We start from the raw sequence: 16816 nt of genomic DNA, 5'->3' as shown, positions 1-16816 counted from the left end.
CAGGCAAGATGAAAAAACCGCATCCGGCAAGCCGGATGCGGCCAGTGAAAGACGATATGAGGGCAAGAGGCGCGGATCAGGCTTCATCATAGGCTTGTCCGTCTTCCGACAGGAGCCGCTTGAGCTTGTCGATGGCTCTCCTCTGGATGCGCGAGATGCTCATCTGGGAGACGCCCAGGCGATCGGCGATGAGACGCTGCGGAATGCCTTCCTCGAACGCGAGCATCAGCACCTGCTGCTCCTCGGGCTTCAGCTGCTGGAGAGCGGCCTGCAGGTCCATCTTCTTGTCGACGGAGTCGAAGTCGTCCGCCTGCGAGCCGATCAGCTCGCCGAGCGTCGTCGTGCTCTCGTCCTCCGATATCGGCGTATCGAGTGAAATATAATGGTACAAGTCGCGGCCGCCGAGTATTTCCAGCGTTTCCTCGGTCGTAAGATCCATCCGCTCCGCAATCTCTTCTACCCGGGGAGAACGCTCCAGGCGTATGGTCAGCTCGTCGATAGCCTGCTGGACGGCAATCCCTTTTTCCTTGATCCGGCGCGGAACCTGAATATACCAGGACTTGTCCCTCAGGTAGTTCTTCATATGGCCGATGATGCTTTTCATGGCATAGGGCTCGAACTGCACCCCCATCGAAGCGTCGAACTGGGCGAACAATCGAAGCAGGGCCATCTGGCCTACCTGATACAAGTCTTCGTATAGATCGGGCCGATTCCGCGCGATTTTGCCGGCTGCCATCTTGACCATCGGTTCGTAATGGGTGATAAGCAACGTAGCCGTATCGTTGTTGGGATTGCTTTGATATTCCAAAATCAAGGCTGTGCCCGCTTGCGGCGATTGGCTAGCCGGGTTCATGGTCATGCCAATTCCCCACTTTTTACCAGACGTTTGGTAAGAACGACCTCCGTCCCGATCTCGCTGCGCACTTCGACCTCATCCATAAGCGCCTGCATCAGATAGAGGCCGAGTCCTCCTGCCTGAATGTCATGGATGGACTTGCCATGCAGAGGCTCAGCTTTTTGAGCGACAGAAGCGGCGTCGAAGCTGGCCCCTTCGTCCTTGACGATGATCGACAGCGCATCGGGGGTGCGGACGAATCGGATCTCCATTTCACCGGCTCCGTCCGAATGCCCAGCATAAGCGTAGAGCACAGCGTTGTTGCAAGCTTCGGATACGGCGACCTTCATATCTTCGATTTCTTCATACGTAAATCCGACTTTGGTCGCGACTCCGTACAAGGTAAGACGAATCAGATCCAGATATTCGGATCTCGCCGGGAGGCGTAGAACTATTTTTTCTTCAGCAGGATTCATATCTTTTTTCGGTCCTTTCTCGGCGCAGGCGGAATTCTTAGGATTTGGTCAAAAAAGGAGTGATTCCGGTCATGTCGAACAGCTTGCGGATACCCGGAGGAATGGCTTCGACCTCGAACGGGGCGTTCTTGGCATGACGGGCTTTGAGCACGGAGACGAAGATGCCGATTCCCGTGCTGTCAATATATTTAAGGTCGCTCAGGTTAAGGATCAGCTCGCGGTCGGTCAGCTCCATAAGGGGAGCCATGGCGGCTCTGAGCTGGGACGCGGAGTCAAGGTCAAGCTCTCCGCTCAGGTAGACGATGCAGCGTCCTTCCTGAGTTTCGGTGCGCAGTTGGAACTTCTCGTTCTGGTTCATAGATCCCTCTCCTGATTAAGTGTCATGACAAAAATGATTTCATTAAATGGTCATACAGGATAAATAACCTGTCCGCGCATATCTGAAACAGCTTTTGAACCGATTCATCCTGAAATATATTCTTTCCAGAGCCGGTTTTTCCTTCCAAGGGCATGGGTAATGAACCCTAAGCGAAAATCGCAAGCGAAGGGAGGAACCGCACATGGATAACCGCAACGTACAGGTCGAAGAGCGGCATGTCGAGCATAAATCGGACTCCAGCATGGTGGCCGCCACATTCATCAAATATGCCGCCTACATCATCATCTTCTTCGGAGTGCTGTACTTCTTGATCCGCTATATCATCCCCATGTTCTGATCCGGCATGCGCCATGACGGCGCGGTCCGCATGAGGCGGACACCGCGAGGGAATAGTGATAATTGGCCTTAAAATCCGAACTGAAGGAGGAAGTCAGAATGAGCAAGACGATCGCTGTTTTCGACAATCAGGAAAATGCCGTCAAGGCGGTTCAGGCGCTCCGTGACGGAGGATTCGCCCCGGATGAGATCAAGGTGCTCGGACGCGACCGCGACTCGATCCGCTTCATCGAATCCGATACCGATGTCCATGCCGACGAGCTCCAGGACATCAAGGAAGCTCGCCGCAACGACTCGGGAGCTTACCCGCTGGATCGAACGGGCTTTGTCGTCGGCGCCGCGCCATTCGGCGGCAATACCATATCCAGCGGCGGAGCGCCGTTTTTTGCCGGCGGATACGTGCTTGCCGACGACGTCATCGGCGGAGATACGCCGTTCGAGTCGATCTTCAAGGAGCTTGGGCTCAGCGACAATCTGGCCGAAGAGGCGAGGGACGCCGTCGCGGAAGGCGGAATCGTATTGATCGCCGATCGCGAGGACGGATCGGACAGCGTCTACGAGGCGGATGGTCCTTCCCAGGATTCGCTGGCCGGAGCCGAGACGATCTTCCGTTCCAATGGCGCCACGACGATTCTGACCTAAGAAGCAAAGCGATGCGGCCGCCTGCGAGGCGGCTTTTTGCGTTCGTACAGATTTACATTTATATAGAAGAAACAGCCCTTCAGATGCTGTGCGAGGTCAAAAACAAGCCTAAACGGAAGCAGGAGGCCTCTTTTGCGGACAATAGTCCGGTAGGCGGCGGCTCAGCCGGTTTGACGCTCCAAACGTTTTAGAAGTAAAATTTAATTAATTGAGTTAATTTCCGGGCCATAGCCTGGATATAGAGAGAAAGCGAGAGTGGTGAAAACCGTGAGTACCGCAAGTCCAACCGCTGCGGGAGGAGCAGCTGGATTCAAAAGAGCTCCTCTGGTGGCTGCATTGATTATAGGAGCTTTCGTGTCCCTGCTCAACCAGACGCTGATCAATGTCGCCCTGCCCCAAATGTCCGAAGATCTGGGCATCACGACGAACACGGCCCAGTGGCTGACGACGGGCTTCATGCTCGTCAACGGCATCCTCGTTCCGCTTAGCGCTTATTTGGTCGCCCGTTTTTCAACGAGGCTGCTGTTTATTTTATCGTTGGTTCTTTTCTGCATCGGCACCGTCGTCTGCGCCGTCGCGGGAGGGTTTCCGGTCCTGCTGACTGGCCGCCTGATCCAGGCTGCCGGCGCCGGCATCCTGATGCCGCTGATGAACGTCGTGTTCATGACGATCTTCCCGGTCGAGAAGAGGGGCCAGGCGATGGGCATGATGGGCATCGCGATGATTTTCGCGCCTGCCGTCGGCCCGACGCTGTCCGGATGGGTCATTCAGCATTACAGCTGGCCGGTGCTCTTCTACATCGTCCTGCCGATCGCTCTCGTCTCGCTTGTTCTCGGCATGTTCCGCATGCGCAACGTGCTGCCGCAGTCCAAGCCCGTTCTTGATTACTGGGGCGTTGTCCTGTCGACAACCGGCTTCGGCGGCCTTCTGTACGGCTTCAGCGAAGCCGGCACGAAAGGCTGGGACAGCCAGCTCGTCCTCTGGATGCTCATCATCGGAGGCGTCAGCCTGGTGCTGCTCGTATGGCGGCAGCTCGTCATCAAAAATCCGATTCTGGAGTTCCGCGTCTTCAAATTCGATATGTTCACGCTGACGACCATCATCAACATTCTCGTGACGATGGCCATGTTCGCCGCGATGATCCTGCTTCCGCTGTACCTGCAGAAGATTCTGGGCTTCTCTCCGATGAAGGCGGGCCTGCTGCTGCTCCCCGGCGCGATCCTCATGGGCATCATGAGCCCTGTCACCGGCATCATCTTCGATAAAGTCGGAGCCCGCTGGCTGGCGGTCACCGGCCTTGCCATTACGGTCGTGACGACGTTCGAATTCAGCAGGCTGACCGACAATATGAGCTACACGCATCTGATCTGGCTGTACACCGCCCGTATGTTCGGCATGTCCATGCTCATGATGCCGATCATGACCGCGGGCTTGAACCAGCTCCCAAGGCGGATGATCGCGCACGGAACGGCGATGTCCAACACCTTGCGGACCGTTGCCGGAGCTCTCGGCACGGCGCTGCTCGTGTCGATCATGAGCAGCAGCGCCAAGAGCAAGGGCGCCGAGATGATTACGGCCGCCGGACTCGATCCGAAAGACCCGGCGAACGCCAAAGCCGTCCTGCACATCACCCAGGAAGCGACGATCCACGGCATCAACCTGGCCTTCCTGGTTGCGACCTGGATATCCGCGGCCGCGCTCGTGCTGGCGTTCTTCATACGCAAGACGCAGCCGCATGTCGAGGTAACTCCGGACAGTCCCGCGAAGCCGGCCGACTCCTCCCAGACTCCGGCGGCAAGCTCGCAGCAATAAAGAAACCGAAGAAACCTCCTTTGTCCGTCCGCGGGCAAAGGAGGTTTCTTGCGTTATATTCTCCCCGGGCGGTCAAGGGCGACAAGGTCGGCCAGCGGATGCTCGAAGCCGAGGATGAGATCACGGAGAATGGATGCCCCCATCATGCTGTATACGGTTCCGTTTCCCCCGTAACCGAGGCAGTAATAGACGTTCCTCCAGGCTGGATCGCGGCCGATGAAAGGAAGATTGTCCAGCGACTCTCCGAACGCCGCGCTCCATTCGTATTCGAGCGTGCTGTCCAGCATGGGGAACATGGAGGCGAGGCTGCGGGACAGCTTGTCCATTCGGCGCAGGCGCGCTTGCTCGTCATGGACGGGAGCGGCTGACGGCTCGTCCAGACCGCCGATGACGACTCTCCCCTCGGGAGTCGTGCGGACGTACAGGTAAGGACGGGCAGTCTCCCAGATCATCATGCGCTCGTGCCACGCGCCGAACGATGACTGCACCGGCGTGACACCGGCAAAGGAGCGGTTGATCTCCGCTTTGAGAAGCTTTCCCCTCAGCTCTTCGGGCTCATAGCCGACGGCATAGACGACATGGTCGGCCTCGACGATCGCGCCGCCTGCCGTTTCCAGCCGGTGGACTCCATCGGTACCGGTCGTATGCCGAGCCACTTCGGTTCCTTCATAGACGACCGCTCCGTTCGCTGCCGCTTCTGCGGCCAGGGCATGGACCAAGCGGAACGGGTTCACTTCCGCATCGCCCCGGGTCACGACCGCTCCTGGACCGGAAAAAGGGAAGCGGGACCGGATATCCTCGGCACTCCAGCAATCGACGGGGAATCCTGCTTCATGCAAAGCTTTATACTCCGCCTGCACGCCCGCAAGGTCCTCATCCGCGGAAGCGAGGTAGAGGCTGCTGCGGCGGCGGAAGCCGGTGTCCGCCGGAAGCGAGCCTGCCACCAGGGCGAGGTGCTCCAACGATTCCTTGCATGCTCGGTAAAAGCGTATCGCATCCTGCTTGCCGATCTGTTCCATCAGACGGCAGAGCATGATGTCGTTGGAAAATTGCAGCAGGCCGGTATTGGCCGAAGTGCTGGCTCCTGCTACGGCATCCCTTTCCAGCACGCAGCAAGAGATGCCGCTCCTGGCAAAAAGAAGCGCGCACAGCGCGCCGGACATGCCGCCCCCGATGATGGCGGCCTTGACCTTCGCATGGCCTTCAAGGGCGGGGTAGGAAGGGACGGCGGCGAGCGTATGCGGCCAATATAGGTTTCCCGCGTGATGGTCTTTCATAGTGGTGCACCTCCCGACTTATTATGGAGCGATCACCTTGAATTCATGAGGGCAAGCCAAAAAGCGGCGCCGTCCATCATTGATGGACGGCGCCGCTGCTTGAGATGATCAATCCTGGGCCGGATCGGGAACGAGCCCTTCCTCTTCGAGCTCGGAATTGGTGCGCATCCTTTCCATGTCCTTGCCGAGCCGCTTCATATCCTGCTCGTCTTGAACCATGGAGCCGTTGCGCGCATCCTCGATATCCCGGTGCTTGCTGCCGGCCTGGCCGTCAGGCTGGGGGAATTCCTCCCGGCTGCCTCCGCTCATGGCCATCGGCCTCCTTAGTTGTTGAAGCTGGAGTTGGATTTGTTGATGGACGGCGTGTCTTTCATCGCCTTGTCGTGGTTGTCGGAAGCTTCGCTCTTGATGTTGTCCACATGCCGGGTAGCTTCCGAAGCGACCTTCTGCGCATGGTCCTTCACGTCCGTTACGGCATCCTTCGTTTCCGCGATCGCGGTCGCGGCCGTTTCCTTGATGACATCCTGCTGGATCAGCGCTGCATCCTTGGCCTTGGCGGCCAGCTCCTGCACCTTGGAGGTGAGGGCGGAAGCCTTCTCTCCCGCCGTGCTTGCGACGCCCTTCGCCTGCTCGGTGAGCATGGCTCCCTGACGCTTGGCGTAATCAGCCGCATCCGAAGATTTGCGGGCGAGATCGGAGCGGAGCTCCTTGCCTGGCTTCGGTGCGAACAGCAGTGCCGCCGCCGCGCCGATCGCGCCGCCGATCAAAAGTCCTTTTGTCATTCCACCGCTTTTTGCCGTTGTTTCGTTTGCCATATCCGTTCATCTCCTTCAAGTGGTTGTTGTTGAATTTATAAACGTCTGCACGTCCGTTGAAACCTTAATTGCGGGCGGCGGCAGGAGGTTATCTTTGGAAGGAGTGGTGAACGGCCTCCCCGGACTGGTATAATGAATCGTCATGTTGAACGCTGCCGGAGCCGGACGGTTTGAACCTGCGGAGAGCCGGCAGAATATGAAGGTAGGATAACGTCCCGCAGGCAGGCAACTCCGGCCGCGGGGGGACGGGAAGGATGCTGAGGATGGAAGAACGTAACGAAGCTTTCCGTGACGGCGTGGAGCTGTCGATGACGACGCGAGGGGATTGGAAGGAGAACAGCCATGCCGGACATCTGGCTGCGCGGCATGCGGGTGGCGCGCCGGCCGCGCGCGCTGGCGATGCCGGGTCCGTCTCCTTCATGCGCTCGACGGCGAAGCCGCTGCAGGCCGCTGCAGGCATAGCGGCGGGATTGATGGAGCATTACGGGCTCCCGGAAGGCGCGATCGCCTTGATGTCCGCATCGCACCGGGGCGGGGAGCAGCATGTCGAGCTGTTGGAAAAGATGCTGGAGCTGACCGGCGTCCGCGAGGAACAGCTTGCTTTCCATCCCGATTATCCGCTCGGGCGGAACGAACGGGATGATGTCATGCGCAGGCAGCTGCCGCCGCGCAAGCTGTACCATACCTGCTCCGGCAAGCATATCGGCTTGCTCGCCTTTTGCCGGATGAACGGCTGGCCTCTGGAAGGATATACGGCCATGGATCATCCGCTGCAGCAGGAGCTGCTCCGCCATATCGTCCTGTTCACGGATCTGGATGAGAGCGCCATCGGACGCGCCGTCGACGGCTGCGGCCTGCCTGTGTTCATCGTTCCTCTGGAGAGGCTTGCGCTGGCTTACGCCCGGCTGGCGAGTCCGCCCGACGACTGGGCGGATGAGCCGCTGCGCAGCGCAGCCCGGCGGATCTCGGCCGCGATGCTTGCTTATCCCGACTTGGTCGAAGGACAGGGCAGGCTGGCCAGCGTGCTTCTCGCCTCGGGCATCGTGGCCAAAAGCGGAGCGCAGGGAGTGTTCGCCCTGGCTCTTCCCGAAGCCGGTCTCGGAGTCGCGTTCAAAGTGCTGGACGGCGGAGAGAGCGCATGGCCGGTCATAGCCGCCTCCGTGCTGGAGCAGGCGGGAGATGAAGCGGCCCGCCTTCGCGGCGTTGACGCCGCGAAGCTGACGGAAGCGGCCAGGAAGATCCGAGAAGCCTATCCCGAGGAAATGATCAACGACATGGGTACGGCGACCGGACGCAGGGAAGCTGTTCTCAAGCTGGAATGGACTTGAGCGCAGGCAAGCCCTATTATTTATAAAAACGGTCTGGACCTTTTCGGCCCAGACCGTTTTTTTTTGCGGCCGGTCAAGGCTCCCGCAGGGAATGCCATACCGACTCTCGGTAATCGGTCGGAGATTCGCCGTGGAAACGGCGGAACTGTCTGGAGAAATACAGGGCATCCTGCAAGCCGACGGACGAGGCGATCTGCTCGACCGTCAAATCCCGGCGTTCGCGAAGCATGCGCCGCCCCTTGTCGATGCGCAGCCGCAGGAGGAACGAAACCGGCGACATGCCGGCATGCTGCTTGAACACCCGGGACAGATAGGCTCGGCTGTAGCCGAACGACTCCGCCATCCCTTCCATGCTGATCGGCTCCGCATATTGAGTGGACAAATACCGGATCATTTGGGAAGCGATGCCTCCGTCGTCGGAGCCTTCGCCGGGCTCCGGCCTCGATTCCCTGCCGCGCGCGGCGGCAAACTCGGCCAGCACGGCATGCAGGCAAGCGACGGCGCCGAGCTGAGCTCCCGCCGGCTGCCGCAGATAGCGCATGCTCCGCTTGAGCGCAAGCCTCGGCCGGCTGCAGCGTCCCGTATCCGCTGTCGGAGAGGCGACGTCGAACCCGGCGGCCGCAGCGGCATGCGGCGCCCATGGTCCTTGGAAGGCGATCCAGCGGTAGCACCATGGATCGGCTGGATCAGCTTGATAAGAGACCAGTTGCCCGGGCTCGATGAGGAAGGATTGGCCGGCTTCGAGCCGATGGACGGCGCCGCGGCATAGAAACTCCCCTTTTCCCGACAGCACATGATGAAGCAGATAGAAATCATGCACCTTCGGCCCCAATCGATGTCCGGGCTTCGTCTGGCTCTCTCCTGCGAACAAAACCTCCAGCGGCATCTCCGCGCCTTCTTCGGAAGCGGGAATGACCTTGTAGTAAAAGCTCTTCTCCATCCGCCGATTCTCCTTTCCCGTCTCCGATCGTGCTGCATGCTCTCTAGCGAAAGTGTACCCGAATTCTCCGCCGGGCGCGAGCGATAGAGGAGCGGGACGAAGGAGGCATGCCTGCCTGGCCGCTCGCGGAAATAAGGATGGGCATATCGGCCTTCGGCTTTGCCCGAGATCCCGGCCTTGTCGAATGATGCCTATGTTCTATTTCCTAGAGGGAGAGGGACTTGGGAATCAATTTTAATTTTAGTAAGAAAATTCCAAAAATTTCGATTGTGAATCCGAAAATACGAGACTATACTTGCTTTATTCTAAGACAAGATTCCTTGCCAATCGGCATGATTCGGATAGATCCGCATTTCGCTCGCGCAGCCACTGCAGCCAGCCCTTGATCCGCCTCCCTCCCGCATTCCCCGCAGACGCTCCCGTTCCAGCGCTGCTTTCTGTCATCGGCTCCCGCAGCTATCATCCTACTCGATGCAGGGGCACTGCAGGGTGGGCCAATCCGATCCTTTTGAAGGGGGTGATGAATTCGACCGTCGTCCGGCGGCGGCAGCAGAAACGCTGATCCCATTAAACCAAGTATAGGGAGTGGTTAAGTTTGAATTTTAGAAAGAAAAGCAAGAGACCGATGGCTGTCCTGATGGCCGTCCTGCTCGCATTCTCGTTTCTGGAACCGATCCATGCGGCTGGCTCCGCAGCTTCGGACAAGCTTGACCGCAATTCATCCATTCAGAAAGCCGCGGCCGCCAAGGTGGACGGCAAGCTGCTCAAGCAGTTCGGGCAGTCGGAATACGTCACTTATCTCGTCAAAATGAAAGCCCAGGTAGATACGGCATCGGTGTCCAAGCAGGCGCTGCAGAAGGCTTCCCTGCAAAAGGCGACGCTGTCCGCGGCGAAGCTGTCCGCCCGCAGCGCGGTCGTCAGCACGCTTAGAGATACTGCCCTGCAGACTCAATCGGAGCTGGACGACTACTTGGAGAAAGCGCAGAAGAGCGGAAAAGTGAAGAGCTACAAAAGCTACTTCATCGTCAACGCGCTGGCGGTCACGAGCACGAAGGAGGTCATGGAGGAGCTCTCCAAGCTTCCGGGGGTCGACAAGGTGCTGCCCGACGAAACCCGCTATCTGCAGAAGACCGAGGTGAAGCCGGACGTGACGGCGCCAGGCGCCGGAACAGCGGCGCAGCCGGCTGCCGGAGTCCAGAAGGAGGCTGGAGTCAAGCCGGCTGCCGCGCCGAGCAGCGTGGAGTGGAACATCGCCCGCATCAACGCTCCGCAGGTATGGGCCCAGGGCATCGACGGGACCGGCATCGTCGTCGCCAACCTCGATACGGGCGTGGATTATACCCACCCCGCCCTGCAGCGCAAATGGCGCGGCCTGGACGCATCCGGCGCCGTCGTCCATCCGGAGCTGAGCTGGTACGATCCGCATAGCGGGGCGCCGCTGCCTTCGGACGGCGACGGCCACGGAACCCATACGATGGGAACGATGGTCGGCTCGGAAGCGGACGGCTCCAACCAAATCGGCGTGGCGCCGGGAGCGAAATGGATCGCGGTCCGGATCTTCGATCCGGAAACGACCGACAGCATCATTCTGGACGGAGGCCAATGGCTGCTCGCTCCGGTCGATGCGCAAGGCAATCTGCATCCGGAGCTGGCGCCGGACGTCGTGAACAACTCCTGGGGCGGAGGAGCCGGCATCGACGAGTGGTTCCGGCCGATCGTGCAGGCATGGAGAAGCGCGGGCATCTTCCCCGAGTTCTCGGCCGGCAACACGACGCTGACGAACCCGGGCGGACCGGGATCGGTCGCCAATCCGGCGAACTATCCGGAATCGTTCGCGACCGGAGCGACCGACATCTCCGACAACCTGGCCGACTTCTCGCTGCGGGGTCCATCGCCTTACGGCGAGATCAAGCCGGAGGTGTCCGCGCCGGGCGTCAATATCCGCTCCTCGATTCCGGGCGGATATGAAGGAGGCTGGAACGGCACGTCCATGGCGGGACCTCATACGACCGCTCTGGCCGCGCTGCTGCTGCAGGCGAACCATTCCCTGACAGTCGACCAGCTGGAGTCCATCATCATGAATACGGCGACTCCGAGAACGGACAGCGCCTATCCGAACAGTCCCAACAACGGCTACGGGCATGGCGTCATCAACGCGCTGGACGCCGTAGGCTCCGTTCTTCAAGGCATCGGAACCGTATCCGGCAAAGTCGTGACCGGCGGGGACGATCTGGAGGAGCCCGTGCTGGAGCATATGCCCGTAACGACGGCCTTCACCGGCTTCGACGTTCCGATCACCGCTCATGTCTACGACAATGTGAGCGTGAGCTCGGTCGAAGTATTCGCGCGGGCAAAAGGAACCCAGACGTACGTGTACCTTCCTGCCGAGAGAGTGTCGGGCGATTACAAGGACGGGATCTACTCGGCTTCGATTCCCGCATTCCTCGTGACGAAAGCCGGACTCGACTATTACATCCGGGTCAACGATTACGGCAATAACGGCATTCAATCTCCGGTCTACTCCGTTGAAGTCAGCGACGGCGTGAAGCCTGGCTACGCGCAGGACTTCGAGAGCGGCTGGACGGGCTTCTCGACCGGAGGCGAAGGCCTTCCATGGCAATGGGGCGTGCCGGTCAGCGGACCGGGCAGAGCCGCTTCGGGGCAGAAGGTCGCCGCGACCAATCTGACGGGCACCTATGCCTCCAATTCCAACTCCTATCTGCTCGCTCCTCCGATCGACCTGACGGACAGCCCGCAGGGCGCCGTCCTGAGCTTCAAGCACTGGTACGACTTGGAGACCAACTATGACAATGGAACCGTCTATATCTCCGCCGCAAGCACGAACAATGAATTCGTGCCGGCCGTTTCCTTCACCGGAGCGAGCGGAGGCTGGAAAACCCAGCATATCGACCTGGCTCCGTACGCAGGCCAGCAGGTTCTGGTCGCATTCAATCTGTCGAGCGACAATACCCAGAACAAAGCCGGCTGGTATCTCGACGACATCTCCATCGACGGACCGGACAGCCAGGCTCCCGGAGCGCCGACAGGCCTTGCAGGCGAAGCCGACGTGCTCGGCAATGTCCGCCTGACGTGGACGCCGCCCGCCGACGAGGACCTCAAGCAATTCGTGGTCTACCGCGCGGCGGAGGGAAGCGCCTCGTACGAGCAGATAGGCGTCGCGCCGGCGGCTTCCTACACCGATACGGTGACGGCGACGCAAGCGACCTATTCGTATGCCGTATCGGCCCAGGACTACAGCGGCAATATCGGTCCGAAATCCGATCCGGTCACCGTGTCGGTCAGCAGGGCCGGCATCCTGTACGAGGATGACTTCGACGGGGATACGGATAACGGCTGGACCCATTCCGGCACGAAGGACGAGTGGGAGCGCGGCATTCCGACGGCTTTGGGACCAGCAGCGGCAGCCTCGCCTCCAAATGTGTGGGGGACGGATCTGGATTCGACCTATGAGTCGAGCGCCGATTATTCGCTCGTTTCGCCGCCGATCGATCTGACCGGGGCAGGACATGCGTCGCTGACGTTCAATCAATGGTACGAGATCGAGGGCCGCTATGACTTCGGCCTTGTGGAAGCCTCGCGTGATGGAGGCGCCACCTGGACGGAGCTGCTGCGCTTCTCCGACAACACCGCAGGCAAGCAGTGGACGCCGGTCGTCTACAATCTGGATGCTTATGCAGGCTCGACCGTGCAGATCCGGTTCCGGCTCAAGTCGGACAGCAGCGTCGTCAAGGCGGGCTGGTATCTGGACGACTTCCGCATTCTGGATACATCAGCCTCCTTGCAGACGCAAGGCGATGCCGCAGCAGCCGCGATTCCGGGCCGCCAGAAGAATTCGGTCCAAGGCCCGCTTCTGAAGGTCGGCCATACGGACGAAGCCAGCTTCAAGCCGCAGGCGCAGCCGCAAGCTCAGCAGCAGGCCGACCAAGGAAGCATCGGCATTCAGAGCCTTCCGGCAAGCGCGACGGTCACCGTGCTGGAGACGGGTCGCTCGGTCAAGACGGATCCCGCCACCGGCAAATTCGCATTCTCCCATGTGGCTGGAAGCTACACGCTGAAAGCCGAAGCCTACGGCTACTATCCGCAAACGAAGCCCGTCGAGATCACGGACGGCGGCACGGCCAAGGCCAGCTTCAGCCTGGAAGCGATCCCGCATGGGCAAATCCATGGCGTCGTCCGCGACGAGCGGAGCGGGGAGCCGATCTCCGGCGCCGTTGTCGCCGTCCTGGAAGATGCGGCCGTTGCGCCTGTACGCACCGCAGCCGACGGAACCTTTACGTTCGACCTGCTTGAAGGGACGTACACCCTTTCCGTACAGAGCGGAGATTATTACAGCAAAACGGTCTCGGTCACTGTGCCGGGCAACAAGGCGGTGGAGCTTGCCGTCCAGTTGAAGCCGTTCATCGGATTCCCGGGCGAAATCGCCTACGATGACGGAACGGCCGAGAACGCCAGGGCGTTCAACGCCGCGAACAACGCCTGGGCGGTACGCTTCACGCCGGAAGGCGGAGCCGCCCAGGTGACGGGAGCGTCGCTCCGATTCTGGAACACGGAATTCCCGAGTCCGGGAGGAACGGCTTTCAAGTATGCCGTATACGACGCATCGGGCTCCGCAGGAGCGCCGGGCAGGCTTTTGGCAGGACCCTATGATGGAACCGCCCTGCGCAACGATCAGTGGACGACAGTGACGCTTGCCCAGCCTATCACGGTATCAGGCGATTTCTACATCGTGTATATCCAATCCAATGCAGGTCTCAGTTCTCCGGGCCTCGGCACGGACGAAAGCGGCAAAAACGCGCTGCGCAGCTGGCAGCGGGTCAACGGCGTCTGGAGCCCGTCTCCCGTGGAGGAAGGCAATTATATGATCCGGGCGCAGGTGCGCTATGCTGTAAATGCTCCTGTCATTACGTCTCCGGCAGCGGATACGTATACGAATAATGCCGAGCTTGCCGTGTCCGGCACATCGGCGGCCGACGGCGCCGAGATCCGGGTCTACAACGACGGCCAGCCAAGCGGAACGGGAACGGTAGCGGGCAGGAAGTTCAGCGTTCCAGTCACCCTCCATGCCGGAGCGAATGTGCTGACGGCGGAAGCGGTGATCGGCGGCAAGGCGACGGACCGCTCGGAGCCGGTGACGGTCATTCTGGACCGGACGCCTCCGGCTCTGGCCGTGACATCCCCTGCCGAAGGCGCCGTGACGAACGCGGAGGCCGTGACGGTGACCGGCACTGCGGCGGATGAATTCTTCAAGCAGCTCACCGTCAACGGGCAGAAGGTTCAGCCGAAAGCAGACGGAAGCTTCACGCAGAAGCTGCTGGTCGAAGAGGGCGCGAATGCCATTACGGTCATCGCCTCCGATCTGGCCGGCAACGAGAATACGGTCGTCCGCAACGTCTATGTCAGCCGCAAGCTGCCGGCGCTCACGAATATCCAGCCTGCGCAGGACGTCCATATCCAATCCGGCCAATCGGTCGCGATTGCTTTCGACAGCAGCCCGGGACTGACGGCTTCGTTCACGATCGAGCTGCCCGCAGGGGCAAGCTCGCCGGCCCGCAGCGGCTTCCCGCTGACGGAGACGTCGCCAGGCCATTACGCGGGAACCTATCAGACTTCTTCCGCTCTTCAGCTGCAGGGCGGCATCATCGTCCTCTCGGCCAAGGACGCGGCAGGCAACACCGCCGTAACGGAGGCTCCGGGCAAGCTGTACGTCAGCGCTCCGGCGCCGACGCCAACGCCGACGCCGGTGCCAACACCAACACCGACACCGACACCAACACCGACACCAACACCGACACCAACACCGACACCGACACCAAAGCCGACACCAACGCCAACGCCGACACCGTCGCCAACGCCGACACCAACGCCGACACCGAATCGTCCGCCTAGCGCAAAAATCAGCGCTCCATCCGTCGGACAAAAGAGCAAGGACATTACGTTCAATGCATCCGCATCCAGCGATCCGGATGGAAGCATCGCCAGCTACAGCTGGAGCTTCGGCGACGGCAAGAGCGGATCGGGAGTCAAAGCCGTCCATAAGTACAGCAAGGCCGGCATCTACAAGGTGACGCTCACCGTGACCGACAACCGGGGAGCCCAGAGCAATTCGGAGCATATCATCGTTATTTTCTAGCTTTTCCGGCATAGGAGCGATTCGGCTCCAATCGGATCTGATCAAGCGGCTGTCCCCGTTTCCGCGGGTGGCGGCCGCTTTTTATCTATTGCGGCAAGGCCGATCGATTGTCAGGAAAGAAGGATGTTCAGATCTCATCCCGTCTTTCCTTCTCTGCGCGAACGACCGCCAACTATCCAGTTGGCGAGGTCGTTCTGCTTGTCAGGAAAGAGGGATGTGCAGATTCCATCCCGTCTTTCCTTCTCTGCGCGAACGACCGCCAACTATCCAGTTGGCAAGGTCGTTCTGCTTGTCAGGAAAGAGGGATGTACAGACCTCATCCCGTCTTTCCTTCTCTGCGCGAACGACCGCCAACTATCCAGTCGGCGAGGTCGTTCTGCTTGTGTCACAAAAATCCATAAGAACCGCACATCATGCCATACCATGCCGGCTCCCGCAGCTTTATACTGGACCTATAGATGACAGCAAGAGAAGCGGCCGGCGACAGCTGAAGCTTGCCGAAGGCTGGCTCCAAAATTCCTTATGAACAGGATGATCAAAATGGCGGATCTGCTTCAACTGAACCAGCAATTCCTGCAAGCTTTCGGCGAGAACGGGCAAAACATCCATTATTATTACGCTCCGGGCCGAGTCAATCTGATCGGCGAGCATACGGATTACAACGGCGGTTATGTGTTCCCGGCGGCGCTGACGTTCGGCACGACGCTGCTGCTTCGTCCCCGCGGGGACCGGGTGCTGCGGATGGCATCCGCCAACTTCCCGCTGACGGGAGAGATCGATCTGGACTCCATCGCCTACCGCGAGGAGGACGACTGGATGAACTATCCGAAAGGGGTCGTCAAGGAGCTTCAGAACCGCGGAAAAGGGCCTGCCCACGGTTATGACATGCTGTACAACGGAGAGATTCCAAACGGAGCCGGCCTTTCTTCCTCCGCTTCCATCGAAGTGCTGACGGCCTACGCGCTGCTGGCCGAAGGCGGGCATGACATCGACAGGACGGAGCTTGCGCTCCTGGCCCAGAAATCCGAGAACGAGTTCAACGGCGTCCAGTGCGGCATCATGGACCAGTTCGCGGTGGCGAACGGCCGCGAGAACGAGGCGATCCTCCTGATGTGCGATACGCTGGAGCATCGGCATGTCCCATTCGATTCGGGAGACTGCGTCCTCGTCATCGGCAATACGAACAAGCGGCGCGGCCTCGTCGATTCCAAATATAACGAAAGACGGGCGGAATGCGATCAGGCTGTGCAAGACCTCCGCTCCGCCTTCCCGGACCTGACGCTGCTGGGGCAGCTGACCCCGGAGCAGCTGGAACAGGAGTCCGGACGGATAGCGAGCGATACGGTCCGCAAGCGCGCGAAGCATGTCGTGGAAGAAATCGCCCGCGTCCTGGAATCGGTGCAGGTGCTCGAGAAGGGCGACCTGAACGCATTCGGAGCCCTGATGAACGCATCCCACGATTCCTTGCGGGATCTGTACGAAGTAACCGGTCCGGAGCTTGACGCCATGGTGGAAGCGGCTCGCATGGTGCCAGGCGTGCTTGGCTCCCGGATGACAGGCGCCGGCTTCGGCGGCTGCACCGTCTCCCTGGTCCGCAAGGACAGCGTGGACGGCTTCAAAGCCGCTGTAGCGGAGAATTATACGAAGAAGACAGGGTTGATCCCGGACTTCTACGTCTGCTCGATCGGCGGCGGCGCCGGCCGTCTGGACGCTCCGGTCTGATCGCTGCGATTGCCGGACAATGAAGCTTCCGGCCCTTGGACAACCAGCATCCCAAGCCGGATGCCCAAGCGGCGGAATTTGTCGTATGATTCAGTAGGCAGCA

General features: G+C 60.1%; 13 protein-coding genes. 6 read left to right on the top strand and 7 right to left on the bottom strand.

Features of this window, described 5'->3' with window-relative positions; genetic code table 11:
* Positions 1 to 76: 76 nt before the first annotated feature.
* From ACLBWT_RS20440 to ACLBWT_RS20430, 3 genes are read right to left on the bottom strand one after another with little or no spacing between them, the layout of a single operon-like run.
* Positions 77 to 859 carry a sigma-70 family RNA polymerase sigma factor gene (locus ACLBWT_RS20440; RefSeq protein ID WP_447664971.1) on the bottom strand — a complete coding sequence of 261 codons (783 nt, stop codon included), beginning with the start codon at positions 857 to 859 and terminating at the stop codon, positions 77 to 79.
* A complete protein-coding gene (gene rsbW / locus ACLBWT_RS20435) occupies positions 856 to 1311 on the bottom strand; it encodes an anti-sigma B factor RsbW (protein WP_447664970.1) in 456 nt (151 codons plus the stop codon). Before rsbW ends, ACLBWT_RS20440 begins: the two co-directional genes overlap by 4 nt.
* Before the next feature lie 37 nt (positions 1312 to 1348).
* Positions 1349 to 1669: an STAS domain-containing protein gene (locus ACLBWT_RS20430; protein ID WP_021880239.1), complete on the bottom strand. Its 321-nt coding sequence runs from the start codon at positions 1667 to 1669 to the stop codon at positions 1349 to 1351.
* Positions 1670 to 1871: 202 nt separating this feature from the next.
* Between ACLBWT_RS20430 and ACLBWT_RS20425 the strand changes: the two genes are divergently transcribed.
* The 3 genes from ACLBWT_RS20425 (at position 1872) to ACLBWT_RS20415 (ending at position 4480) form a co-directional block, all read left to right on the top strand.
* Entirely contained in the window at positions 1872 to 2027 is a 156-nt protein-coding gene (locus ACLBWT_RS20425) for a hypothetical protein (RefSeq protein ID WP_021880240.1), read from the top strand.
* A 98-nt stretch (positions 2028 to 2125) separates the two neighbouring features.
* Positions 2126 to 2668: a general stress protein gene (locus ACLBWT_RS20420; RefSeq protein ID WP_447664969.1), complete on the top strand. Its 543-nt coding sequence runs from the start codon at positions 2126 to 2128 to the stop codon at positions 2666 to 2668.
* A 267-nt stretch (positions 2669 to 2935) separates the two neighbouring features.
* Complete coding sequence (locus tag ACLBWT_RS20415; protein ID WP_447665020.1) at positions 2936 to 4480, top strand: DHA2 family efflux MFS transporter permease subunit; 1545 nt, start codon at positions 2936 to 2938, stop codon at positions 4478 to 4480.
* A gap of 53 nt (positions 4481 to 4533) precedes the next feature.
* On the opposite strand, the gene ACLBWT_RS20410 is transcribed toward ACLBWT_RS20415, so the two are convergent.
* The 3 genes from ACLBWT_RS20410 to ACLBWT_RS20400 all read right to left on the bottom strand — a co-directional run bounded on the left by ACLBWT_RS20410 (position 4534) and on the right by ACLBWT_RS20400 (position 6572).
* Positions 4534 to 5757, bottom strand: coding sequence for an NAD(P)/FAD-dependent oxidoreductase (locus tag ACLBWT_RS20410; RefSeq protein ID WP_447664968.1), 1224 nt, complete (start codon positions 5755 to 5757; stop codon positions 4534 to 4536).
* Between the two features lie 108 nt (positions 5758 to 5865).
* On the bottom strand, positions 5866 to 6066 hold the full coding sequence (locus tag ACLBWT_RS20405; RefSeq protein WP_447664967.1) for a hypothetical protein: 201 nt from the start codon (positions 6064 to 6066) through the stop codon (positions 5866 to 5868).
* Between the two features lie 14 nt (positions 6067 to 6080).
* Positions 6081 to 6572, bottom strand: a complete 492-nt coding sequence (locus ACLBWT_RS20400; protein WP_447664966.1) for a YtxH domain-containing protein — start codon at positions 6570 to 6572, stop codon at positions 6081 to 6083.
* A gap of 263 nt (positions 6573 to 6835) precedes the next feature.
* Between ACLBWT_RS20400 and ACLBWT_RS20395 the strand changes: the two genes are divergently transcribed.
* Complete coding sequence (locus ACLBWT_RS20395) at positions 6836 to 7900, top strand: asparaginase (protein ID WP_447664965.1); 1065 nt, start codon at positions 6836 to 6838, stop codon at positions 7898 to 7900.
* 73 nt (positions 7901 to 7973) lie between these two features.
* Here the strand turns inward: ACLBWT_RS20395 and ACLBWT_RS20390 are convergent, their stop codons facing one another.
* Positions 7974 to 8840, bottom strand: coding sequence for an AraC family ligand binding domain-containing protein (locus ACLBWT_RS20390; RefSeq protein ID WP_447664964.1), 867 nt, complete (start codon positions 8838 to 8840; stop codon positions 7974 to 7976).
* A gap of 637 nt (positions 8841 to 9477) precedes the next feature.
* On the opposite strand from ACLBWT_RS20390, the gene ACLBWT_RS20385 reads away from it, so the two are divergent.
* On the top strand, positions 9478 to 14991 hold the full coding sequence (locus ACLBWT_RS20385) for a S8 family serine peptidase (RefSeq protein ID WP_447665019.1): 5514 nt from the start codon (positions 9478 to 9480) through the stop codon (positions 14989 to 14991).
* 540 nt (positions 14992 to 15531) lie between these two features.
* The gene (locus ACLBWT_RS20380) at positions 15532 to 16713 is read left to right on the top strand and encodes a galactokinase (RefSeq protein ID WP_447664963.1); all 1182 of its coding nucleotides are present in this window, start codon (positions 15532 to 15534) and stop codon (positions 16711 to 16713) included.
* The last annotated feature ends 103 nt before the right edge of the window (positions 16714 to 16816 follow it).

Source organism: Paenibacillus sp. D51F (assembly GCF_053345695.1).
Note: the sequence above shows the minus strand (reverse complement) of the source record. Positions and strands in the feature narration are given on the sequence as shown.